Origin of the sequence: Pseudanabaena sp. CCNP1317, assembly GCF_034931345.1 — a bacterium.
Classification (GTDB): Bacteria; Cyanobacteriota; Cyanobacteriia; order Pseudanabaenales; family Pseudanabaenaceae; genus Pseudanabaena; species Pseudanabaena galeata.
The window spans coordinates 1-24,384 of sequence record NZ_JAYGIF010000027.1 but is presented as its reverse complement, the minus strand read 5'-3'; the positions used below and the strand labels follow the sequence as shown (position 1 = coordinate 24,384).

Genomic DNA, 24,384 nt, shown 5'->3' with positions numbered 1-24,384 from the left:
GTTTCAGGATGCTATTTCTTCATGTATTGAGAACGCTCATATTAACCATAAAAAAGAACTGCTATCGCTACTCACTCTCCGTTTCCAAAATCTCAAAAAAGCTCAGATTATACCCGTTTAAAGTATATTTCTGTGAGGAGTTTGAATATTGTGGCGCAAATGCTAAACCCCTACAAATTTTTTCCTTTTTCCTTTTTCCTTTTTCCTTTCTACTTTTTACTTACCAACCATGCCTCCAAATCCGCCACCTTCTCAAAATCCAACACCGCCTCCGCCAACTCCGCCAACTGCTCCGCCGATAACTTATCCAACCGCTTCAAAGTTTTCAGTGTCACCTTACCCAACTTCCGCGTCAACAGCCGCACCACAACCTGTCTCATCCCCAGCACCTGACCACGCTGTGTCCCGATTTTTACACCCTCAAGCTTGCCCTCAAGCTTGCCCTCGAGCTTACCTTCAAGCTTACCCTCAAGCTTGCCCTCAAGCTTTGCATCCCGATAAACCCTTGTTTTCTTGAGATCACCTAACGTAAACATCGCTTCAACCTCCTCTCGACTCATCTGGGGAAACTTGTACAGCAAAACTGTCTCAATAAATTCTACCATCCTCTCGCGATCGCCTTGCCCCACTCGATCAGCTAACTGATGTGCTAAAGCGATGGTTTCCTTTTTGGGCGCAACGATCAACCTCACAAGCCCTAAACTCAATGACTCAGATTCAGGCAACTCATCCAGATAGATCCGTTCGATATGCCCACCCGCAAATAGTATCCTAAATTGCTTAGGTATCTCAGGCTCAATGCTCCGCTTCGCAAAAATGGCGACCGCTTGCCAATCATGCTCTGGCTTGTACTGACTCAGATATAGAAATATCTCACCGATAAATTCCCAATAAAATTCAGCACGTTTTTGAAATTGAACCTCCACAAACCAAATATTTTTATCAACCGAATCGGGGATAAAAATACCATCAAAGCGAAAGGCTTTCTCCTTGATCTCCACGGAGGTAAAGCGATAGCCTGCTGCTGTTTCGGGTGGTAATCCCACCAATTCAAACAGCAAGCTATCAAAGGTTTGAAATAGCTGAAAAAAGATCGTGTCAGTTCGCATTGGCTTATTTTAGCGAATTTTATACGCAGGAACGTAAGCATATCGCCACCATTTACGCATATCACTGCGATCTCTAAACGGTAATGCGATCGCCCAAACCTCACATCGCAGAGATAAGCGATCGGCGGGAGCCAACAATCTTGAGATCCCCGACTTTTTCTGCTCATGCTGAAGGGATTTGCAAATTCACAAAAAAAGTTGGGGATCTGTCTGTGTGATGCAAAATCAGCTTATTGATTTGTCCTAGCTATATAAAAAGAACACCAAAGAAATTGTCAAGGCGTTGCATAGCAACACCTTGACAATTTCTTTGTTTCTTCGCAAGACGAAGTTAGACAAAAACACAACATGGCATAACCATTTCATTCTGCATTTTTGATTGGAGCGATATAAAAACTACTAACGATCGCGATCGCTAGCCACCAGAGTAATTGCACTTGAGGACGATACCAAACTGTATCTACTAAGCCATGGGCAATCATGCCCACGATGGTCGAGATCGCTGCGATTATCCATAAACCCCTAGAGTCGCGATCGCTTCTCAAACGATTGAGAGCAATCCATGCTTGGCTCAAGATCGTGAAAACCATCCATCCATAGCAAATTACACCAATAATTCCTGTCTCGACAGTTAGTTCCAATGGTACTGAATAAGCTCCAAGGGCGCTATATCCTGAACGCTGATAGAGCGGATAAACTAGGTTAAAAGCTTTATTCCCAGGTCCAATCCCCAAAATCGGCTTAGCTTTGATCATGTTCAAGACAGACATCCAGACGTTAACCCGAAATGCGTTACTACTATCTTCGGTTCCAAAAATACTACCAACGCGCTTACGCAATGTGGGAACGAGAATTGTTCCTAAAGCGATCGCCCCTGCGGTTCCGCCAAAAGTGGCAGGTAAAGTCCAGGATGGTAAACGCTTACCCCACCAATAAACCAAGAGTAGTGCTAGTGTAAAACCCGTCGCCGCCAGTCCTAGCAGCCCACCACGACTTTGCGACTGGGTAATGCAGAACGCTCCCATAATCGCCGTAATCGCCCCTAGAGCTTTCATACCCCAGCTTTTCCAGTGGATTGCAGCAATGACACCCATCGGCAAAGCTGGCATCAAATATCCTGCAAATAAATTCGGATTGCCCAAAAAACTGTAAACGCGGGTAATTCCTGCAACCTCGGAGGTAGGATCAGTCCATGTAGCTAGTTCGGGTGCGCCAAGATACCATTGCTGCACTCCATAGGCACTGGATATTAGGGCTGAGACTAGATAAGTGGCAATCAAAATTGATCGCCATCCCAAGCGCATCATCCGACTCATGGACACAAACGCCAACATGTAAATTGTGAGCTTGACCATGCCATCGAGCGCCGCTACGCGCACAGGCGAAATTAATGTAGCAATTAGCGCGATCGCCCAATAGCTCACAAGAGGTAAATGAATTGGTGTCCAAATTGGTACAGTCTGATCTTCAGCATCACGTCGATCGCTAAGCCATAACATCAACCATGCGATCGCGACCGCCGCGCCAATTACGCCAGTTTGAGCATTTTCTACAAAGGGTAAAGTTGCAGTCAGGACGACTAACAAACCGCCCAAAAATCTTGCCCTCAACAAGCGACTACCTTCGCGCCAATCCTGTAATGGGCTAATTAGCTGCAAAAATTTACTGTAGACATTGAGGAATGGTAGTTTGAGCTTGGAATTCATACAGTAAGGATCGACTTAATCAACATAGACTTAAAATTAGAACGGTTGCGCGAAGCTTGCCTTTCTAATTTCTGGGTTTTATTGCTATATCTTAGAAGAAAAGCACAATCAGTAATTACTTTTTAAAGCAATGACGGACAAACTTGATTCCGCAGAAGCCTACAATGAGCGCGGTATGGAACGCGCCGAAAATGAAGATTTTGCTGGGGCGATCGCTGATTATACTGCTGCAATTGCTCTTGATCCCAACTATGCTGAGGCATATTACAACCGCGCCTATGATCGCTCTGAAGTTGAAGATTATGCTGGCGCGATCGAGGACTATAACAAGGTGATCGAACTCGCGCCCGATGCTGCTCCAGCCTATTTTAATCGGGGGTTAGCCAGAGCAAAGATTGGTGATGCCGAAGGAGCCAATGCTGATTGTGAATATGCCAAGACATTAGGACTGTAAGAAAGTTACAGGGCTTTGCACTGAATGAAAACCCAGAGAAATTTTTGAAAGCCTTAATAGACTGTATCAAACCCAAAAGATAAGTGGTGGCGCTTTGCGCCTGTACTTATCTTTTGGGTTTGATACCCTAAGCAAAATTTACATTGCTATAACGTCAGTTCGACGAAAGCGAAAAATGGGAAGAATCGCTAAGCGATTCTTCCCATTTTTCGCCATTTGCGGCGTGCTTCGCACGCCGCAAATGGCTATATCGAACTCACGTTGCTATAGCATCGCTAATCTTCTTTTGGATAGGATATACTTCGGATATACATTACATTGGGACAGCAAAATCATGTATGTCAAAGTGCAAAAATGGGGTAATAGCCAAGGCATCAGATTAAGTAAAGAAATATTGGCTCAAGCAAATATTTTGGTTGGAGATGAGCTAGAAATTGTGACTACGCAAGATCAGATTGTCATTAAACCAGCCCATAAAATTCGAGGAAAGTACAAGATTGAAGACTTGGTTGCAAAACTTCCTGCAAACTATCAGGCTGAGGAGTTAGATTGGGGTACACCTGTTGGAATAGAAGTGTGGTAAATGTCTAACTACATTCCTCAAAAAGGCGATTTTATTATCATCACGTTCGATCCACAATCAGGACATGAGCAGAAGGGTAGAAGACCAGCTTTAGTGGTAAGTAATAGTGTTTTTAATCAATATACAGGCTTGGCAATTGTTTGCCCGATCACCAACACCTATCGTGATTCTTCATTTCATGTAGCGATCGCTAATAGCCAAACCTTAACTGGCTATGTAATGGTAGAACAAGTCAAGTCTATTGATTACAAATCCAGAAAAGTAAAATGGATAGAAACTGCTACAAATGATTTACTTGCGGAAGTTTTGAGTATCCTAGATGCCTGTATTTATTGATTAAGTAAATAGGCATAATTAATTTCAAACCCAAACCCTAAGGGTTGCGCCCCGCAGGGGCGCAACCCTTAGGGTTTGGGTAAATTATTTTACACAGGTACTTAACGGGAAATAAACGTAACATTTTGTTACAATAGATTACTGACTAATTGCCAAAGCGCCACCAAATTCCTATGACCCGTGACCTGCGATCATTTCTCAATCTGCTCGAAGAACGCAAACAACTCCATCGCGTCAAAGCCCTTGTCGATCCTGAACTAGAAATTGCCGAGATTAGCAATCGTCTCTTGCAATCGGCTGGGCCCGCACTGCTATTTGAGAATGTCAAAGGTTACAAAACACCTGTCGCTGTGAATTTGTTGGGTACAGTAGAGCGCGTCTGCTGGGCGATGGGCATGAAGGAGCAATCGGAATTAGAAGTCCTCGGTACAAAATTAGGGAAACTGCAAAGTCCAAAACCACCGAAGAAAATCTCTCAAGCGATCGAGTTCGGTAAGATTCTCTTTGATGTAGTCAAGTCCCGTCCTCAAAAAGTTCTCTTTGGGAACGCCCCTTGTCAAGATGTGGTGTTAAAAGATGAGGAAGTCGATCTTGACCAAATTCCAATTCTTAAGCCCTATCCCAAAGATGGCGGTCGAGCCGTAACTTTGGCGCTAGTCATTACTAAAGATGTGGAGAATGGCATTCCTAATGTGGGAGTCTATCGCTTACAACAGCAGTCCAAAAATACAATGACTGTGCAGTGGCTATCGGTGCGGGGTGGAGCCAGACATTTACGCAAAGCGACTGAGGCAGGCAAAAAACTGGAAATTGCGATCGCGATCGGTGTTGATCCAGTATTAATCATGGCGGCTGCAACCCCGATTCCTGTGGATTTATCGGAATGGATTTTTGCAGGACTCTATGGCAATGAAGGCGTACAACTTACCAAATGTAAAACCCTTGATTTGGAAGTTCCCGCCTGTGCCGAATATGTTTTAGAAGGAACGATTACGCCCCATGAAGTAGGAACCGATGGACCTTTTGGTGATCACATGGGCTATTACGGTGGTATTAACGAGCAAGCACCTTTGATCCGATTCCATTGCATGACCCATCGCAAAGATCCAGTTTATCTGACCACCTTTAGCGGCTTACCTCCTAAGGAAGAAGCGATGATGGCGATCGCCTTAAATCGCATTTATACGCCCATCCTCCGCCAACAGGTTTCCGAAATTACCGATTTCTTTTTACCGATGGAAGCCCTATCCTATAAAGCTGCAATTATTTCCATCAAAAAGGCTTACCCCGGTCAAGCCAGACGCGCCGCCCTCGCATTTTGGAGCGCCTTGCCACAGTTTACTTACACCAAGTTTGTGATCGTGGTTGACCATACAATCAATATTCGTGATCCAAGGATGGTAGTTTGGGCGCTCAGTTCCAAAGTTGACCCTACTCGCGATGTGTTTATCTTGCCTGACAATCCCTTTGATAGCCTCGATTTTGCCTGTGAAAAGGAAGGGCTAGGCGGACGCATGGGCATTGATGCGACTACTAAAATCTATCCTGAAACCGATCGCGATTGGGGAGATCCTCTAGAGAGCGATCCTGATGTGGCGGAGATGGTGACGCGACGCTGGGCTGAATACGGGTTAGCAGATTTAAAGCTAGACGGAGCCGATCCTAATTTGTTCGGTTACGACATTCATTAAAAGACGTGATAGATGTGGCGCTTTGCACCACATCTATTTTTTTAGTTTTTTTGAGGAACGCTTTACTTTTGAGGTACTAGGACTCTGGGGCTTCTTTGTCTGGAGGAGTTGAAGTTTTTGGACTTGCTTTGGGGTTAACCCTGTAAATCGGGCAACTAAATCTACGGAAATATTGGAACTTATCATGTTCATGGCGATTTTTTCCCTTTCCTTAGTCTTGCCTTCAGCTAGACCTTCAGCCTTGCCTTCCAGCAGAATTTCTTGATAAATCACTGATTCTTTCATGATTTCGCTCCTTAACAGTCTTTGGATGATTTCTTTGCTTAGGGCTATACCAGATATTATAGCTGTCGAAGCGGCGACGTTACTTTGGACTTGTTTATCAGTAATATTTTCAATTTTCCTTGCCACTTGCCTTAATGTTTCTGCGGGACTGTCGGTTTGGGACAAAGTGGCAAAGGGTAAAAGCCCTAAATATTTTTGGAATATTTCAGTTGGCTGCTCCCAGAGGCGGATTACGTTGAATTGATGATTTAGTTCTCTTAAATTAAAGGTATTTTCATATACTAAGGGTGATTGGCTGGGGGTGAGATAAATAACTACTTGATAAACCTCTTTTTTAGGAAATCTCCGATAGAGCCTCAATCGATAATCTGCCATGCGGAAGGGAATATTTTGATTTGGCTCAGTTTGAAATTCGATATGCAGGATCAGGGCTGATGATTCTAAAAATATAACTGAGTCAGCGCGGATTGGTTCAGTTGAAAGTTCTGATGTTTCCAGTTTAGTTAGAGTGATGGATTTTCCTAGTATCCAACTCGCAAAGTCGGCGGAAAAGTTTTCTGCCAGAAATTTACAGATGTTATCGATCATTGCAAAATTTTATCATTGGTTGCATCCTGAGTTTTCAGCTAAACGCATTGCGCCTAATAGGGTTGAGATAATCACGCATTTTCGGCGATCGCCTGTTCTAGTCCCCAAAGTGATCCGCCCCATCTCTCCTAGTCCATTGGGATTGCCTTGAGATTTAAACTGGACACGATAAATATCTGGTTCTGGAACTGCTGTTAGCTTTGTAAAGGTGGTTCGAGGTTGATCTTCCGTATTATCCACAATTCGCACTCCTCCATCAAAATTTTGCCAAGGCAGACTATCCCAATATTCTTTGGTCATCGATGATGGAGGAGATTGGTGTACTGCGTATTGAGAAACGGTGGGTGTATTTCTAAAAGTTGCTTGCCACATGGTTTGGGTGCGTTTGGCATTGCTTTGGGCTAAGCGGAGGGTGCTAAGTGCTTGACTTTGAGCAGTGTTAAGTCTTTGGTTATTTAAAAAACCTAACCAAGATGGTGCAGAGATCGCTGCCAAAATGCCAATGATCACCATCACAACTAGAACTTCGAGCAGTGTGAACCCCGCAATTTCAGAACGGCGATCGCGCTTTTGTTGTTGCCGTTCATTTACAATCCAAAACATAATATTTTGCGGTTTTTAAATGCAATTATTTGAGGATTATAATATTTTTTAGATGGCTAGGGATGTTTTATAAACAAGTACCTTCAGAACCTGTGACAACGGCTCCAAGTAAAGTTTTAATCGCAATCCATCTAATTCTAGGACTGTTAGCTACTGATAAGTTAATGCAAATTGGATAAGTAATCAAATTATTTGGATCGTATACAAAACCTCTGGAATCGAACTCGATAAATGGTTGACCAGCATTACCGGGTGGCAAAACAGCAGGCGTTATACTTGAGATTGTTACTTCAGACTCTAAAGACTGTTCTCCAGCACCAGTTCTCACATTATCTATTCGATAAGCATTGTCAGTTTGATTAGTTCTAAAAGTAATGCGAACTCGATTATCGTTACTTGCATTACGAATTTTGGAATCGGATTGAGCAACTCTAATCGCTTGAAAAATCTTATTTTGGGAAGTACTGATGCGTTGATTATTGACAAAACCTAACCAAGATGGCGCAGCGATCGCACTGAGAATGCCCACCATGATCATCACAACTAGAACCTCTAAAAGTGTGAAACCTAGAGACTTTGAGTAGCGATCGCGACGTTTTGGAGGATTTGTGAGTGCTAGAAATTTGCGCTGATTTTTGTTAATCAGGTTTCGTAAGAAACTAGACAAACTTCTAGTAAGGTTACTAAAAAAATTGGAAGTAAACATTTCTTTTGATTTCACCTTATATTTTATCTACCTAGACCGATTTGACTACGCCCAAAGCTTCGCACATCGGCGGTTGGGAAGAACGTAATATTAGTTGCTGTTGGCTGTCTCAAATCTCTATTGGTCGCTGGCGTGGTTAAACGAGCGATCGCATTACCGCGCAAAAATATTCTGGCTGTAACTGTATTTGGTGAGACACAAGCATAAAAACTACTTAACCCAGCAGGATTACTGCCGTCAGAATTAGCAAAATCAGCAGGAACTCGTTGTGTGAAGTTATTTATCGAGTCTGTCGTTCCCACACCCACTGAAGGATCATCACAATCTAGATTTCTCTGTGGTGTACTAGCGTCATTCCTGCCAACAGGGATTCTGAATGCAGCCGTAGCAGCAGCAGGAGTTCCAGTAGCTACTGCATTACCACCTTGAGCTGCGGCATAGGCAGTGTCATCCATAAAGTCTACAAGGGTAACAAAACGGTTAGCTCCAAAATCAAAGTTGGCATACTTTCTCCATGCTGCTAGTCCACCTTGTGTTGAGAAGTCAGGACGATTAAATCCTTGAGATGGCAGAATAAAGTAAGCGTTTGGATCTGTCAGAGCTACAGGGACTATAGGAGGCACAATCAGTGCAGAAGCTGCTCTAGTCAAAACTTTGTTCGATGCAGGGCAACCAGTAGTCACACCGATTGTGCCACCATTACTACAATAAGCCACATATCCATCTCTCAGTTCCCATCGCAAGATCCGAGCAGTATTTGACCAACCACTAGTTTCAGGATTCGCAGTATCGTTTTTTAAGTAATAGGCTACAAGCGAATAAGTATAAGTATCTCGACCATAGGCTCTACCACCAGCAGCACTATTGGCTCGACAGGCTGCTAATTGGGTTGCATCTCCATAGGGCATACAGCCAATAATTTCTGACGTTGGAGTAGCACCCGTATTACTGTAGGTTCCATTTGAGTCGGGATCAAAAGCAAATCTTTTCCAAAAAACTAAGATCGGCGTACAGGTATTAGTACCAGTTGGATTGCACTCATTACCTGCACCACTCTGAGCATGGGGTAATTGAGCATTTATACTAGCAAGTCCCTCTGCACCATAGATAAAGATTGATTCTTGCAGATCATCAGCGATGTAGCTAATTGCAGCTTGCAGTTCTTCTTGGGCATTGGTTTTAACTGTTTCTTTACGATCGCTATCTAGCACACCCACTAAAAAGCCCAACATGACTACCACCATTAAGGAGGCAATCAAAGCCGCTACTAACAACTCAATCAAGGTAAAACCAGAGGCAAAACCTCGGCGATGACGTGATTTTGGCGATCGCAGTATCCCTTTGCGAAGCCGAAATGACATTATTCTATGGAGTAGTTTTTTCATAGGACAGATTGCCTTGCTTGATTAATACTGGATTTAGTTTGAACCGATGCCTCTTTTGATGTCATCTATATTTTTGGGGTTGACTGTTGGCAAGAAAATCTGCGATCGCATTGTCACAATGGGACAGGTAATCGAAGCCGTGCTAGCAAAAGGTGTATTGCCTTGAGTGCATGTATCCTCAGTACCAGTTCTAAGCGGTGCTGTGCCTAAAAGTGCATCAGCACGGTAAACCCTAATCGCTAACCAAAAACCTTGGCTCCTCAGGTCAGTTGCCGCAGTTGTCACTGAGCTAAGGGGACCACTTCGCATCGGCTGAATGAAGAAATCTTGAGGATCTTGAATACTAAATCCATTGCCATTTGCATCAATACAAATACCTGGAACTCTTCCCGATGGAACGTTTTGAGCAAGGGTATTATTACAAATAGTAGCGGGTGGGAAACTGGCTGTGGTTGGTGGCTGAACCGTTCTAGCTGGATCAAGTAGAGCAGACGGATCTTCAAAAGAATATTGATTTTGAGAATTTGGCTGACTTATAACAAGATTGTTTGGGAAATTTGTAACGTCAATCACACCGCCTCTCACAGCGTCAATGTATGACCTTCCTGCTTGAGTAGCCTGATCGATCCTTCTGGCATTAACTCTCGCAGAAGTGGAAAGGGCTACCATCGGTGCGATCGACACAATCAAGATGCCCACTACAGCCGCCGCCACCAGAGACTCTAGCAATGTGAAGCCCGTCTCTTCTGACTCTAGCGATCGCCTTGTCTTGAGGATATAGGACAGATAACCCGCAAAAGAAGGGGCGATCGTATCATGGGGTTTACGATATCTAGTATCCACAGCTTTGCAATTTAGATTTAACATAACCCACCATCATCAAAGAACAAGGACAACGCATTTAGAAACTCATCTGGAAATGCAATTAAAATTTTAATTGCCAGAAGTATAAAGTCAACTATCTCCGATCATTTATAGCTCTTCCCTAGGAAGAGCTATAAAGAAATGCAGACTTTACTCGTATAGAGTGGCTGGTAATGTATCACTTGGAGTGGTTGCGCCATAGGTTAAAGTATCACAGACAGGGCGGCGATCGTTACCACGCAAGGCGCGTCTGACGTAGTTAGTCGGGGTAGTTCCCTCTCTTTGTACCCTACCTACATTAACCGCACCAGTACCAGCAACTGTAGTTGCGGTTGGATCATTTGGCTCTAAGGCACAGAGTAAAGCCTGAACCCATTGATCATCACCACTGATCTCTCTAAAGAACTCATTAGAACCAGGGATTGGTACGGCAAAGCGCTCAGCAAAGCGATCGGGTTGTTGTGTCAACAGCCCCACATCATAGCCCCAGAGACGAATCGGTGCAGAATAATAGGGAATGCGATTAACAGTTCTAGACATATATTGCAGATTGTAGCCGCTAAAAATCTGACCAGTCGTACTACCTTTACCTGTTTGCAATGGATTCATAAATATGGTCGTGGTATCTGCTATGCCAGATGTAACCATACTCGGTGTATATGGTGCAGTAGCAAAACGACTCTTGGTGTTTTGGATGAAGCCACCTGCAATCTTGATTGGAATGTTTTCCCAATTTTCAAGGAACCGTACAAAGTTAGCTAAACCACCACCTGTTTCACCTGTCTGTACAACTGCATCAGATGCCACAGGATTAGGGATTGTACTAGAAGTGGTATATTCTACACCTTTTCTCGATGGAGTGCTTCCAGCCACAAAGTATACATTGACCTCTGTTCTGGTAGGTCGAATTGTCCATTGACCAGTACCAGTAGCCTCTGGTGTGCCATTAATACCAGCAGTTGTGACTGGGTTAGGCTGAACGATATTAGTCGAGGCAGCCGTCTGGTTCGGAACACTCAGTTGCAATACAGGCAAGAGAGCAGGTTGATCAACAGCAGTCATCGCTACAAACAGCGTTTCATTATTGATCTCCGTACCAGTAGTACGGAATCCAAGGAATCTCACGCCCCTAAAGGAAGAGAACTTATCTTTGACAGCAAGCTCAGTGGTGTTGTTAGTATTAGAACCAGTGCTTGGCATTGTGCCAATGAAGTTCCCCGTAATAATGTTGGGGCTGAACGCATTACCTTGGAAAGTCACATTGGCTTCATCACCTACAGTGAGAGTACCACTACCAGTAGAACTAAAGGGAATAGCACCATCGTCTGGAGAAGCGGCTAGCCTAAATGAAGGACCAAGTAATGGACTAGTTGTATTGATTGCATAATAGGTAGTTCCTGCTGATAATCCGCCTGGTAGAGTAGTTCCTGTGAACAAAATAGGTTTGTTATTGGGATAAGCACTGCCTGTAGCCGTGATTACCAATGGTAATGCTGGGGCAGGTCCTGCAACAGCCTTAAAGTTGTAGTCAGGTTCAACACGAGGGAATACCCAGAAAACGTTGTTAGGATCAACTCCATCTAGTCTGACTTGCAAACTATTAAATACATAGTTTTCATTAGCATCACCTCTCAGGATAAACACAGGACTAGGTCCACGTCGATCGCTGGTCGGTGAGCAGGTGCTAGGGCTAGCAACCCCAGTCACTGGATCTGTAGTTGTGCAGTTAGCTCTGAGCGTAATCGTGCCAGACAAAGTCCGAGTATCACCTAGGAGTGTACCTATATTGCTTAGGTTATAGACTTGTACTCGGTTGTCGGCATAGGTATTAACTGCTCTTAGTCCCAGATTTAGTCCAAATCTAAGATGTCCATCCCCACCAGCAGTAGCTGGTGGTGTGCCGATATCCGACAAATTAAGCGCCGCCGTAGCTGTTGGGGAAGTGGCAAGTTTAAAGCGTTGTGTAGCAGCAGATCCAACCCCATTAACTGGGTCAGCCTCACGGACGTAATATGTAACTCCCGCTTGTAGCTGCGAAGTCAAATTCAGAGAGACACTACCATCACTAGTAAGGTCGATCGCATTACCATTTGCAGCTAAAGCCAGCTTGAAATTATCACCAGATATCTCACGAACATAGTAAGTAGTTCCCACCGTTAGAGGTGCAGGTGGGGTTCCCGCTCCTGAGAAGACAACTGCATTACCAGCCGTGAATGGGTTATCGGTAACCGTAATCAAGTCTGTAGTTGCGCTAGCAGAGGTAAAAGCCTTAGTAAATCTTGGCAGTTGGACATCATTACTATCGGTGTATAGAGTGACAGGCTGATCATTTGTAAAAACTGCTCCTGTAGATCTGACATTTGCTGTGAAGTAACCTGATGGAACGTCAAGGGGGTCAACCCTAAAGCTAATCGTGCCTTTATTGATGAGAGCAGGTGGCGCACTTAGCTCGCCAAGACTATTTGCCTCATCATTGGGAATCAATCCAACAAACTTATCTGCGGAAGTGCCAGTATTAGCAGGGTCAAGCCTTGCGCTGCGTAAACCAGTGCCACCAGTAAGATTTGGCAGAGAACCTGATAGGGTCGTCGTATTACCCATGAAGTTTCTGATCGATTCGCCAGCACTGTTGACAGCCTGAGAGCAACTACCACTAGTGATATCAGATCGACCTACGTTAGAACGCTCGATCGCCTGATATCTGCGTGTATTACCATTGCCACCACAAACCACAAAGCTAGTCGCAGGCTGAGTAGAGCTAGTAGTATTTGCAGCACCAGTGTTGTCTGAAGGGAAGTGAGGATTGTAGGGGAGATTGAGATTGAGTAGGGTAGTTCCTGTGGGAGGAGCGATCGTATTGCTAGCAAAGGTATAGTTACCCAACTCACAGCGCTCGTCCACAAGCCCATTAGTTAGACTAATACAAGCAGTATTGGGTAACACCAATGAGCCTGTGTTATTTAAGTTGGGTCTTAGGCTACCAGCACCACCACCGATTTGGGGGAAACTGAGGTTGTTGAGAAATAGATTAGTGTTATTGCTGTATTGGATGTTGTCGCCTTCTCCAGGATAGTTAGCAGGATTCCCAGCCGATCTAAACCATAGCGCTTTATCTGCGGTTCCTGGTAACGATCTAGTCATGTGTTGATTGTTGGTGTTGTCAATCGGGTAAGCGAGGTTACCTGGCAACATTGGGATCTCTCCCGAAGGACCTGGACGGGGTGGAATATTTGGGAAGATATCATCTCTTTCAGTTGGATCATCCTGAACACCATTGCCATTAATGTCATTGCCCCATACATAGCGAGTTCCATTTTGACCACCAGCACTAACATCTGAGGGAGGGACAAATGGGCGGAATGGTCTGTAGTTAACACTAGAAGTGTTAGTGGGGAATGGATAAGCAGCAGCAGGCGGCATAATCATGGACATTGGCATGGAAGACTTCGCCATAGAAGACTTCGGCATACTAGGCATACTAATTGATGATCTATGCAGACTAGCAAAAATGGGTGGATTGACTATGCCAACACCACCTGGAGTTGGAGTTGGAGTTGGAGTTGGAGTTGGTGTAGGAGTTGGAGTTGGAGTTGGAGTTGGTGTAGGTGTAGGTGTAGGTGTTGGTGTGGGAGTTGGTGTGGGAGTGGCGCAAGCATTACGATCCAGTTGAGCATCATCATTATTTTGATAATAGTTGGCAGATGCTGTTCCGCAAGGTCTAGGCGTATTAGCTTGCTGAATTCGACCTCTAGATTGCTCTGGTCCACCAGCAGCGTAGCCGATAGGTACGCCAGGATTTGCTCTCAAGTTATCGATCCTAACTGCAAATTCTTCTTGGTTTTCAAAAGCACTATCTCTCACAACTAAAACTGCAAGATTCTTAGTATCAGGATCGTTAGCTGTATTCGTTGGTCCAGTCCATGAGATGATTGTGCAGTACTGCTTTTGATTACCAGTTCCAGTATCAGGACAGGTGGCATTTTCAGCATCAACAGTTTCAGCAACAGCAGTAGCGTTAACTGGTAAACGAGGCAACTTACCACCAACTGGCACAGGAGGATAGGCACTACCATCAGATTTTCGCATGTTCAGAGTAGCAGAACCAGCATTGTAAAAACCGTTAAGATAATCAGCCTTATTATTATTTGTAGCATCGCCTATTAGTGGGAAACTTGAGGCTGTCGTCGTCACAGTAGTTGGCGCAGGGCTATCAAGTCGAGTGTAAGACGTGCCATCCTCACCTGCATAAGTATTTGCGTTATTTGGAAATACAGTTACCCTGACACGTACTGTCTGCGCTGAACTTAACAGACCACAGTTTGACAGGCTGACATTGTAGTTAAAGCGGCGGTATACAGCGTTGTTAGTACTGCGATTGCTACCACCATTAGGATAGGCAGCGCCACTATTATTATCATTGCTATTAGTTACACTACCATCAGCATTTGGTACAGATGTAGCACCATTATTGTTTCCAGTTCCCCAGACAACAGCAGGTAATGTAGTTGATCCTAGTTGGTTCTCTAGCGGAACAACAAGACTATTCTGATTGCGTCTGCGTCCCTCAGGTAGGTTAACGTTACCAGTCAGATCAACCAACATTCCCGTTTCAGGGCAAGGTACAGTTCCATAGCTATGGTTATTACTGGTTTGGAAGGGAGTGCCTAGGTTGCCCATTACCTGCGGATAAGTATAACCATTCGTGGCATTGGAACCATTAACAACCCCGATAGGCATTGGCCAGACGATAAAGGGGCTAGAAGTACAACTACCAGCAAATATTAATTGTTGATTTCCATCTTTATACAGGTCATCAAACCTTAAGAATGACACCCGACGCGCATAGCGGTTATCACTATCCGCGATATATCGTGGTGCAGTTACAGGAGTAGTGATTGCACCTGTAACTGGGCTGTAGTCTGGCAGAGCCGTTGTACCTGCACCATCCTTCAACCAGTCAGAGAAGGTACATTCACTAGATGGAATCTTGCGACACATCTCCATACCATATTCTCTATGGTTAATCCGACGCTGAATAGGTGTTACACCATTGGCGTTGTAGCTAGCAAGATTACCATTCTGGGGATTAGTAAGATCGACATCACCCATCCATAATGTCTGATCATTCGTGAGAATAATGTTGTCTGAGTTAACGCGCTTAATCCAAGGACTACTGGTAGCAAAGCTGTTATTAAAGAACCCATTACGACGCAAGTCGATCACATAACTACTATCCTTAATTTTTTCGCCATTGGGATTAAGTTGCGACTGCCAATTAATACTAGTAGAAGTGTAGGCATTATTACGAAGATCATAGTCTCCATCAGTACGATAGCCATCGCGATAGTTGGCAGAGAGAACTGTTACTGCATCCGCTAAAACTGTTGCAGGTCGCCATTCGTCACCAAGTGTACAGTTTGTGTTAGAGCCAGGACGACAGGCAAAATTAGCGTCAAGCCTATCTAATGCTCCATTGTCTGCATGTCGTTGATAGAAGTTATTCCAAACTGCTGCTAACTCTGGTGCTGTTGGAGGATTGGACAAATTCTCATTGAGCCTTTGTGTAAACTCTTCGCGTGTATGTCTATTAAAGCTAGGTATTAAAGTCGTATCAGTAGGATTAACGGGATCTCTCTGAGCCTTAATGTATACAGGTAGATTGGATACAAGGGTTAAACCTTTTTCCCCTTTAGTTGCCTCTGTCCAAGGGAAACTTGCATAAGTTGCATTAGAAACTAGTCCCGTTGCTCCTGTCCCATCGACATTAACAAGATTGCCAGTATTGAGGGTGCTGCGCCAGAGACGATAACCATTGATTAAGCGGATACTGCTAGGCTTGCGAGTGGGATCGAGAAGGAAGTCAGTAGAGCTAAGGTTTTTACGCTTTTCTAGGGAAGTAGGGATGGGATTGCCTGATACATCTACATCATAATAGCTAAGGTCTTCAAGGGCATCTTCGCGAGATGCATAGACGATGCCACTGTAAGGGAGCAGATAGTCTGTGGCAACGCCTGAATTATTCCCACCTGAGATTTGTGAACCTCTAAGCCGATCCATGTCAATGTCAGTTGCTCGAATTTCGAGGGGTTGGCGTTGCTCAATTTCTAGGTCATAAATGTCAGCGCGATTTGGAGTAGCGATCGCCAAACCATTATCAGCAACAGTGTTGGAGCGAGGTTGATTTCCTTTAGCTGCTTCCGCCAAAGACTCATTGCGGTTAAGTGACTTAACTTCTCTACCATCAAGGAAGGCGCTTTCACGGAAAGTGCCGTGAGGGAGTTGTACATTGGTTACGGCAGGGTTCCCAGCAATTATAGATGGAGTAATGTTTGCTGTAGTAGGGCTTGAATTAGCTAGAAAAATAGACTTATCAAGGATCTGTAATGCACAGAGATTAGAATCCAAAGTAGATTGTTGAGGTAAAGTCAAGCCTGCTGCACTCGCTGTAGCAACCCCTTTGTCAACAATAATTTTTTTCAGAACTTCACGTAATGGCTCATTCACAAAACGTCCATTGGGGAAGATCAAGTTAGCTTGATAGGCTAGTCTTTCTGAATAGGGATTGTTAACATTGTTTGCAGGGTCTCTAGCAGCATCCTTGAATTTAAAGATTCCATTTATAGGATCATTTCCTGTCAGATTACTGTCATAAAACATGCCACTTGTGGTGTCGTAAGAAATACCACTAAAGATGACATCAAGAGAAGCTGAAGTTTTGCCGACATTATATACAAGTCCATTGTTTGAGCGACCTTGAATATTGAAGTTCCAAGGTGCATCAACTACTGTTGTCGTACTGGATGGAACTTGACCATTTCTTGCGGTCAGAGGCGTAGATGGATCGTAGTAGCTGCTAACACAGGCAATAGGAGCTTGGTAATTATTAGCATCACCGATTGCATTGAAAGCATCATATTTGTAGTGATAGACAGCCGTAGCTCTCATTTGCAAATCACCTTTGCGATTTTCGCGACCTGTATCATTCGCACTCCATCCATCGCCGCCAGTAATCGGTGTATAGTAACCTGCAATCCCTCGCGGTGGTGTCGTTGTAACATCTAGCCATCGGACGTTACTGGTCATTGGCATCGAATCTGGCCAAACTACATAGTTTCTGCCGTCATCCACGCATCTATTAGGGTCAGTGATATCTAGTGAAGGATCACATTTGAGTTGAGCAAACTTACGTTCGTCAATATCAGTAATGGGGTTGTCAATTGCTTGACCATTCCAGAGAGGAACACTGGACTCGTCAATATTAAGGGTTGAGATTGCGTTGCTACTGCGATCATCAGCAACACCTGTGCGGAATCTACTTAAAAAAGTATCTTTAGGAAGACTGCTGTAAATACCTGCGTTTGTAACTACTCGCAATCCACCAGTACGGGGTGAAGACTCGGGAGTTTTAGCACTAGTGAGGTTAGCGGGATCTGTAACCGAAGGATCGAGAGCCGCAGAGATTTCCCAGAAGCCACCACGATCAGATACACCAAGGTTACTTAGAGGGATCGCACGAGTATTACGATAGCGCTCTACTGAGCTAGCTGTAGCTTCAGAGAGGTCAGTGGAATCATTCCAAAATATAGATGAATTGGTTGTAATCGCATTACTTACTTTGTCTGTGACAAACTCAAGGGTATTAGTAATGTCGTTCTTAATGAGCCATTTGGCAGGGAAGCCATTGCCTACCAGAATGCGATCGCCTAACATCCTCTCATTTGTTGTTATTACCTCCTCTGGATTAATTGCAGCAAGTCTCAGCCTGTTTCCTGTAGTTAATAGAGTGAAACCATTAATACTATCTAAAATTGCTCCCTTACCATCAAATCCATCCCCTGTTGATAGGTTGAACGCATTATCGGCTTTACCAAAGGCGGTGTTAGCATAAATCGGTAGCATCCATTTAATCGGTGGTGCTAACTCTGGTGGTTGAGTTGCGTCTACGTTAGGGATAGAAGTTAGCAAAGGACTGGGAAAGGTATCCGTTCCTCTAAATGGAACTTCACGGAAAGAAACCTTGCGAGTACGTTCACCAAAATAAGCAGCGTAGGCAGTACGTCTCGCTACATTTACCTCTGTTTGAGAAGATAGGGCTTCATCTTGAATGCGCTTGACGAGATCCTCTTGTACTGTCACAGGATCTTTAATGCCCGAATAAACAATATTACTAGAGCTAAAGTTTGCAGGTAATGGGAAAGCAACTGTAGCAGTACCGCGCAAGGCGATCGCTGCATCGACAAGTGCGCCAATCCGATTATTGAAAGCAAAGTCATTGAGAGCCAAGTCAGAGCTAAGATTGCCTGTTACGGTGCTATTAACGCTTTGGTTTGTTTCATCAAGCTGTTTGACTCCACCCGCGACCGTATCAGGTGGTACGCCCACACCTTGGAACAGATGCACATTAACTCGTCCTGTAGGGTTATTAGATAGAGCAGCAGGATTGCTAGTAACGGCATCTCCTTCAACCACATTCCCCGCAACTAAGATTTCACTATTCTTTTTCTCGTAATAGCAAGAACCAAACAGATTGGGATTAGTCGTAGCTCCGGGGGTTGCAGCTAGGGAACCACCCGAACTGCTGACTTGGTAGAGCGTAATTGGGTTGTCTGGTGCTGCGCCAACCATGAGGTTGCCAGCGCTATACATTCTTCCATTCAGACGGAAGGTTGCTACGTTAACAAGTTCCGTATCTCCTTCAAAGAAGACCGCGTTATTATTTTGAGGCGATCGGGCGCGGTCTTGTTGCAGTTCGACAGCACTAATGGCATTTAAGCCATTATAAACTTCATAGTTTGCAGCAAGTGCGGCATTAGTGGGAAAACTTGCTGCATCGCTAATGGGAACCGTAACGGCATAAACAAAGAATGATTTGCGGAGTTTGTTATCGCTAGAGGTTGTCCAGCCACCATCCCCAGCAATATTAGTAACACCCCCAGTAGCTACGCAAGCTCCTGAGAGTGTCGTTTCATCCATCGGCAAGGCTCTTGACTCAATGGGAACTACAGGGCGATCGGTAATGGATGGAGGACGAGCGCGGAAGAGAATACTGTATAAACCAAAAGAATCAAATCTCCCATTGTTATCAGTATCAATTGGGAACTTCCATGCTGTAGATACGTATTCCCTATTTTCAATCTGTGGACTGGTAAAATTAATTCTTGGAGTTGCCGCAGCAGCATCTCTAAAGTTAAAGACTAGCTGTAAGCGAGTTTCATCAGGCAAAGTATATTTGCCACTATCGCTAGTGATTACGCTGTCTAAGGTTAGTTCAGGTGGTGTAGTACGAGGCAGCTTGCCATCACTTAAAAGAGCATCAATTTTTGCTCTAGCGCGATCGACGATAGGTGTAGCGGCACTGCGAAATACTTGTTCTGTTCTAGCATTGGATGCAGTTTGCGCCCGTTCAGAAGACCTTGACACAGTGGTTACCACTAACAAGGTAACAACCAAAGTTACCAAAGTCACAGTTGGCAACACGAAGCCAGCCGCCCCCCCCTTTCGCTGCCCCTTTGTTGCACCGAGTAATTGCCTTACAAAACGCCGACTAATGCGAATTGGGCTACCGATTTTATTCAGCCATTTTCTTAACTTGGCAATAAATTCGGCAAAAAAGCGATTAATTTTACGGCTTTGCTTAGAATCAGACATACTACTTTTACCAACCTGACTGCAATATACTACCCAAGCAAATTGCAAAAGTTACAAAAATTTTGATTTGATATCGCGGCGATCGCTGTTTTATAGCAGTCCTAAAATGAGCTGCGAGAGCCAAAAGCCTACATAACAAGGGGCTTAAGCCCCTTGCCTTTCTTGCAAATGATTTAGAATTGTTACATATCGAGGATAAGTGGCGGCGCTTCGCGCCGCCACTCATCTTTTTGGTTTTACAGCAATTACCGATCAAACGAACCACAAGAAAAAGCTCAAAAGTGTTTCTTTGGAACACTTTTGAGCTTTTTCTTGGTTAGGGTTTGAGCGCAAAACGTTGTATGTCCTAAGCAAAACTTATATTGCCATATGAAGATTGCCGAATAAAATGCTAGAAATATAACAACCCTAATAAGAGAGCCACAAAAGAGGGGGATTATGCAGCAAAAATCTACTATCCCATCTAATATCCAGTCACCCCAAACTAGATTTTCTACTTTCGATCCTCGTTATTTTTCTCGGATTATGGCTACTTCTGAGCCGATTACCGATGAGTGGCGGCGCTGGATTGCGGATAGTAAGTTTGCGGGTATTGATGATCACATAATTGTGCAGCAGCTAATTGTACATGGGATTAGTCCTAGTTCAGCAAGGTTAGAAGTAAGCTCTGTCAATGAAAATCCTTATTTTCAATCAGGACATAAATTTGTCCAATTACTGCAAAAGTCTGAATCCTATGCCAATATCATCGCTGAGTTAGCCTCCCTTGCTCCGCATTCTCAATCCATTGACAGTAAACCTGATATCTCACGAGCTGATTTTCTAGCAAATTACTATGCTAAAAATACTCCCATCATCCTTACTGAGATTACGAAAAATTGGTCAGCACTTTCCCTTTGGAATCCTGATTATTTAAAAGATAGTTATGGTCAGGTCGAGATAGAAGTACAAGGCGATCGCGATCGCGATCGTTTATATGAAATTAATGTTGACCAGCATCGCCAAAAAATGCGAATGGCTGATTATGCTGACAATGTTGTAAATGGTGGCGAAACGAATAACTATTACATGGTGGCAAACAATGGCAACCTCGAAAAAACAGCTTTGCGAGGGTTGCTAAATGACATTGAGATATTTCCTGAATATCTCAATCCTCATGATGTTGATGGCAAAGTCTTTTTCTGGTTTGGACCTGCGGGAACAATTACCCCTTGGCATCACGATCCTGCAAATCTAATATTTGTTCAGGTCTATGGTCGTAAAACATGGAAAATCATTCCACCCTACTACACTCACATGATGTACAACTATCGTGGAGTTTTTAGTAAAGTAGATGTTGAGAACCCTGATTATGATAAGTATCCATTATTTCAAAAAATTCCCATTATTGAAGTGACCTTAAATCCAGGTGATGCCATATTTATGCCTGTTGGTTGGTGGCATGCAGTCAAGTCACAGGATATTAGCATCTCTATGTCTTTTACCAATTTTGTATTTCCTAATAAATATGAATGGAAGTATCCTGCAATTTTTAATGATAACTGATGTTACATGGATAGAATTCTACGATCATCTAAGTCTAGGGCTGGCACGGGGGCACAGCTCTACAAAAATCTAAATTATTGGAGTAGGGGCAATCCCCCCGTGGTTGCCCTGTCGTGCTAGCAACCAGAGATTCATCATCTGAGTTCCACGTAACATCAGTGATAACTGATGTTACGTGGAGCCATCACTCCCCCCCAGCCTATCTCTCCCTTGATGGGAGAGTAGATCATCTATAGCAGGTTAACTTCTCTAGTTGTGGCATACAAAATCGCTCTAATCACAAAGCCGATCGCTAGACTGCTAATTGTCACTCCACCAAATAATTGCCAAATCATTTTTTGAGATAGATCGATATAGGCTAATTGTCTGCCAATGAGGGTAATTGCAGCAGCGATCGCACCAATAGCAGCACTCGTCACCCAACTGATCGGAATCAGTAAAACTAGTAATGAAGTCTGCACCATAAATCCAATTGTGATCGATGTGGCGATAATCTCAATGATAGATAGCTTTTTTTCTGGTGCAGTGTCATAGCGGACATCCTGAAACCCGATTAAATACAGCCCTAGGCAGACACCCGCAGTAATCAAGCTGTAGGTGATATCAGAGGATTGCCAATAGACTGTAATCACGGCGGCGATCGCTGCCAATAGTCCACCCAAACTTTGAGGTATGGCAAATATGGCAACAACACTCAATACAAACAATAGACCTCCGACTAGATAATCACCAACACGCAATAAAGTGCATAGTTGAGTACCGATCCATCCATAGGCGATCGCGATCGCGGTTAGAGAAATTAGCAAGCGATACCCAATCTCAAGTCTGCCGATTTTGAGCGCCATGACATACCACCATTTTTAAGTCGATGCGAACGGAGAAGTTGCGATATTAACGCGGTATCAAAAAGTATAGCAATCGTCAGTCCGTCTAATACCAAAGCACAAAATGGCGGAGCCATTTTGTGCTTTTATAGCTACCGTCGATTGTGTTAGGACAAAATCAAAACCCAAGAAGAGAATGGCGGCGCGAAGCGCCGCCATTCTCTTCTTGGGTTTTATGTCCTCATACACTTGGCGACAGCTATAAAACCCTTGCTGGGTTTGATTCTCAATTCATAAAAGTGTCGCCACACCTTTGTGAATTGGGATAAGTAGCTGGGCATAATTAAAACCCAGATCCAAAGCCTGAGGCGCACGCGCAGCGTGCGCCTCAGGCTTTGGATCTAGCGACTTAAAGCGTTAGATAACCTTGAAGTTGCGATCGCAAAGATTTGTAACTTGTATCTTCAGCATCTAGCATTGTTGCAATTGTTAAGCCAAGCGATCGCTGATTGGGAACTGATACTTGTGATGATTGTCCTGACGCTTGCCATAGTAACCAACGGCTCCCAAGGGGCAAATAGCCTATGCTGTCGCTACGATGGGATATCCAAACTACAGGCAAATCAGGCAAGTCCTTGAACAGATCGGCGGAACTCGTAGCCATATTTACGGCGGCTAAGGTCTCTAATACTGCGCGATCACTCTGGACGATACCTGTATCATTTGTCCAGAGTCTGACACTTAGCTTTGATCTCTGAGCATAGAAATAGAGCGAAGCTGCCGCTACTACCGCCTCTTCAAAAGCTTGAGGCTCCCATCCGACAGAATTATCGAGGGCGATCGCCACTTCTTGCCCTCCAATGGTGACTTCCAATTCTCGCACCCGCAATTCACCAAACTTGGCACTAGTCCGCCAATGGATTAATCGGGTTGGATCACCCCAACGATAGGGACGCAAAGTCTTCGTTAAACCTTCGGTGGCATTGCTGTAATTATGGTCATCGCTATATTGGCGCGGATTCGTATCACTTCCTAATTGATCAACCAAGGGACAGCGATCGAGGGGTAGCACCGTTGGATAAATGATCGCTTTGTGTCCCGATGGACAAGCGCGACGACTGCGGAATAATCCCAAGGGGCTGGCGGTAGCAATTTCTGTTGATCGAAACCAAAATACGCCGCGCTTAGTAGTTTTTGCCTCATAGTTCCAGTGATATTCCTGAAGTGGTGCAATCATCTCAATTACCACTTCCTGTTGCAAAATATTTGAAAGATTTTCGGGTAAGATATCACGCACTTCCAGTAATCTCTTGTCAGTTCGCCCCGTATTTTGAATAGTCAAATCCACCCATAGATCATCACCCACACTGACTGGATCAATCGGCGATCGCTTTACTACCATTTCCGCTAATAGGCGCTTGGGCATAACTGCCCCTACAATTAATAATGCAAAACTTACGCCACTAATTACATAGAGCCAACCCGAGAGGGTATTGGTCGCCGCCATAAAGAAGAATACTGTTAAAGCGGTAAACATCCCCCCAATAAACTCTGGTGTCGCAAATCGCCATTCTAACCATTTAAAAAAGCGTTTAATCTTAGATATTTTTTTCGGTTTAGAACTACGCTGTTGGCGATCGCTTTGGCTATTTGACATATGGTTTTTGTTGTATTTTAGCGCAGGAGCAGCCTGATCAAAATTGATCAGGTAATACCAATATTAATTACAAACCCGAACCCGTAAAGTTGCGCCCCGCAGGGGCGCAACTTTACGGGTTCGGGTAATTTATTTTGCACAAGTACTTAATAACTGATGTTACGTGGAACTCAGATAATGAACCTCTTGCTGCTAGCATAACAGGGCAACCACGGGGGGATTGCCCCTACCTGTAAATTTTAGATCTTGTAGGGGCAATCCCCCGTGCCAGCCCTAGCCTGAATTATGCATGACAAGGGGAACGAGAACAAGAAAAAGAGCCTAAAAGCTATTAGAATTAGGCTCTTCAGAATAATAATAGATGTATTTTCTCATGACAGAGTGTAATCAAGAAGCAAAG

The 24,384-nt window shown here is 44.1% G+C and carries 16 protein-coding genes; 5 read left to right on the top strand and 11 right to left on the bottom strand.

Annotated elements, in window-relative coordinates; translation table 11 throughout:
• Positions 1–209: 209 nt before the first annotated feature.
• The 3 genes from VB775_RS09335 to VB775_RS09325 all read right to left on the bottom strand — a co-directional run bounded on the left by VB775_RS09335 (position 210) and on the right by VB775_RS09325 (position 2,815).
• The gene (locus tag VB775_RS09335) at positions 210–1,109 is read right to left on the bottom strand and encodes an Rpn family recombination-promoting nuclease/putative transposase (protein WP_281006725.1); all 900 of its coding nucleotides are present in this window, start codon (positions 1,107–1,109) and stop codon (positions 210–212) included.
• Between the two features lie 9 nt (positions 1,110–1,118).
• Positions 1,119–1,247 carry a hypothetical protein gene (locus VB775_RS09330; protein WP_281006726.1) on the bottom strand — a complete coding sequence of 43 codons (129 nt, stop codon included), beginning with the start codon at positions 1,245–1,247 and terminating at the stop codon, positions 1,119–1,121.
• A gap of 224 nt (positions 1,248–1,471) precedes the next feature.
• Positions 1,472–2,815, bottom strand: a complete 1,344-nt coding sequence (locus VB775_RS09325) for an IctB family putative bicarbonate transporter (RefSeq protein ID WP_281006727.1) — start codon at positions 2,813–2,815, stop codon at positions 1,472–1,474.
• A 130-nt stretch (positions 2,816–2,945) separates the two neighbouring features.
• Here VB775_RS09325 and VB775_RS09320 point away from each other — a divergent pair, with 130 nt between their 5' ends.
• The 4 genes from VB775_RS09320 (at position 2,946) to VB775_RS09305 (ending at position 5,879) form a co-directional block, all read left to right on the top strand.
• A complete protein-coding gene (locus VB775_RS09320; protein WP_281006728.1) occupies positions 2,946–3,269 on the top strand; it encodes a tetratricopeptide repeat protein in 324 nt (107 codons plus the stop codon).
• Between the two features lie 175 nt (positions 3,270–3,444).
• Positions 3,445–3,852 (top strand): AbrB/MazE/SpoVT family DNA-binding domain-containing protein, encoded by a 408-nt coding sequence (locus tag VB775_RS09315; protein ID WP_281006729.1) that lies wholly within the window; start codon positions 3,445–3,447, stop codon positions 3,850–3,852.
• Positions 3,853–4,188, top strand: a complete 336-nt coding sequence (locus VB775_RS09310; protein ID WP_281006730.1) for a type II toxin-antitoxin system PemK/MazF family toxin — start codon at positions 3,853–3,855, stop codon at positions 4,186–4,188.
• Positions 4,189–4,361: 173 nt separating this feature from the next.
• The gene (locus tag VB775_RS09305) at positions 4,362–5,879 is read left to right on the top strand and encodes a UbiD family decarboxylase (protein WP_281006731.1); all 1,518 of its coding nucleotides are present in this window, start codon (positions 4,362–4,364) and stop codon (positions 5,877–5,879) included.
• A gap of 33 nt (positions 5,880–5,912) precedes the next feature.
• Here VB775_RS09305 and VB775_RS09300 read toward each other — a convergent pair whose 3' ends face one another.
• The 6 genes from VB775_RS09300 to hpsA all read right to left on the bottom strand — a co-directional run bounded on the left by VB775_RS09300 (position 5,913) and on the right by hpsA (position 19,958).
• Entirely contained in the window at positions 5,913–6,752 is an 840-nt protein-coding gene (locus VB775_RS09300) for an Rpn family recombination-promoting nuclease/putative transposase (protein WP_281006732.1), read from the bottom strand.
• Between the two features lie 12 nt (positions 6,753–6,764).
• Positions 6,765–7,355 (bottom strand): pilus assembly FimT family protein, encoded by a 591-nt coding sequence (locus VB775_RS09295; protein ID WP_281006733.1) that lies wholly within the window; start codon positions 7,353–7,355, stop codon positions 6,765–6,767.
• Positions 7,356–7,422: 67 nt separating this feature from the next.
• Positions 7,423–8,061, bottom strand: coding sequence for a pilus assembly FimT family protein (locus VB775_RS09290; RefSeq protein ID WP_281006734.1), 639 nt, complete (start codon positions 8,059–8,061; stop codon positions 7,423–7,425).
• 23 nt (positions 8,062–8,084) lie between these two features.
• On the bottom strand, positions 8,085–9,422 hold the full coding sequence (hpsC, locus tag VB775_RS09285) for a hormogonium polysaccharide secretion pseudopilin HpsC (RefSeq protein ID WP_281006735.1): 1,338 nt from the start codon (positions 9,420–9,422) through the stop codon (positions 8,085–8,087).
• A gap of 57 nt (positions 9,423–9,479) precedes the next feature.
• On the bottom strand, positions 9,480–10,289 hold the full coding sequence (locus VB775_RS09280; protein WP_281006736.1) for a prepilin-type N-terminal cleavage/methylation domain-containing protein: 810 nt from the start codon (positions 10,287–10,289) through the stop codon (positions 9,480–9,482).
• Positions 10,290–10,460: 171 nt separating this feature from the next.
• The gene (gene hpsA, locus VB775_RS09275) at positions 10,461–19,958 is read right to left on the bottom strand and encodes a hormogonium polysaccharide biosynthesis protein HpsA (protein WP_323216742.1); all 9,498 of its coding nucleotides are present in this window, start codon (positions 19,956–19,958) and stop codon (positions 10,461–10,463) included.
• A gap of 438 nt (positions 19,959–20,396) precedes the next feature.
• On the opposite strand from hpsA, the gene VB775_RS09270 reads away from it, so the two are divergent.
• The gene (locus VB775_RS09270) at positions 20,397–21,503 is read left to right on the top strand and encodes a cupin-like domain-containing protein (protein ID WP_281006738.1); all 1,107 of its coding nucleotides are present in this window, start codon (positions 20,397–20,399) and stop codon (positions 21,501–21,503) included.
• Between the two features lie 230 nt (positions 21,504–21,733).
• Here the strand turns inward: VB775_RS09270 and VB775_RS09265 are convergent, their stop codons facing one another.
• Both VB775_RS09265 and VB775_RS09260 read right to left on the bottom strand, forming a co-directional pair.
• Entirely contained in the window at positions 21,734–22,348 is a 615-nt protein-coding gene (locus VB775_RS09265) for a hypothetical protein (RefSeq protein ID WP_281006739.1), read from the bottom strand.
• Positions 22,349–22,736: 388 nt separating this feature from the next.
• The gene (locus VB775_RS09260; RefSeq protein WP_281006740.1) at positions 22,737–23,984 is read right to left on the bottom strand and encodes a DUF58 domain-containing protein; all 1,248 of its coding nucleotides are present in this window, start codon (positions 23,982–23,984) and stop codon (positions 22,737–22,739) included.
• Between the last annotated feature and the right edge of the window lie 400 nt (positions 23,985–24,384).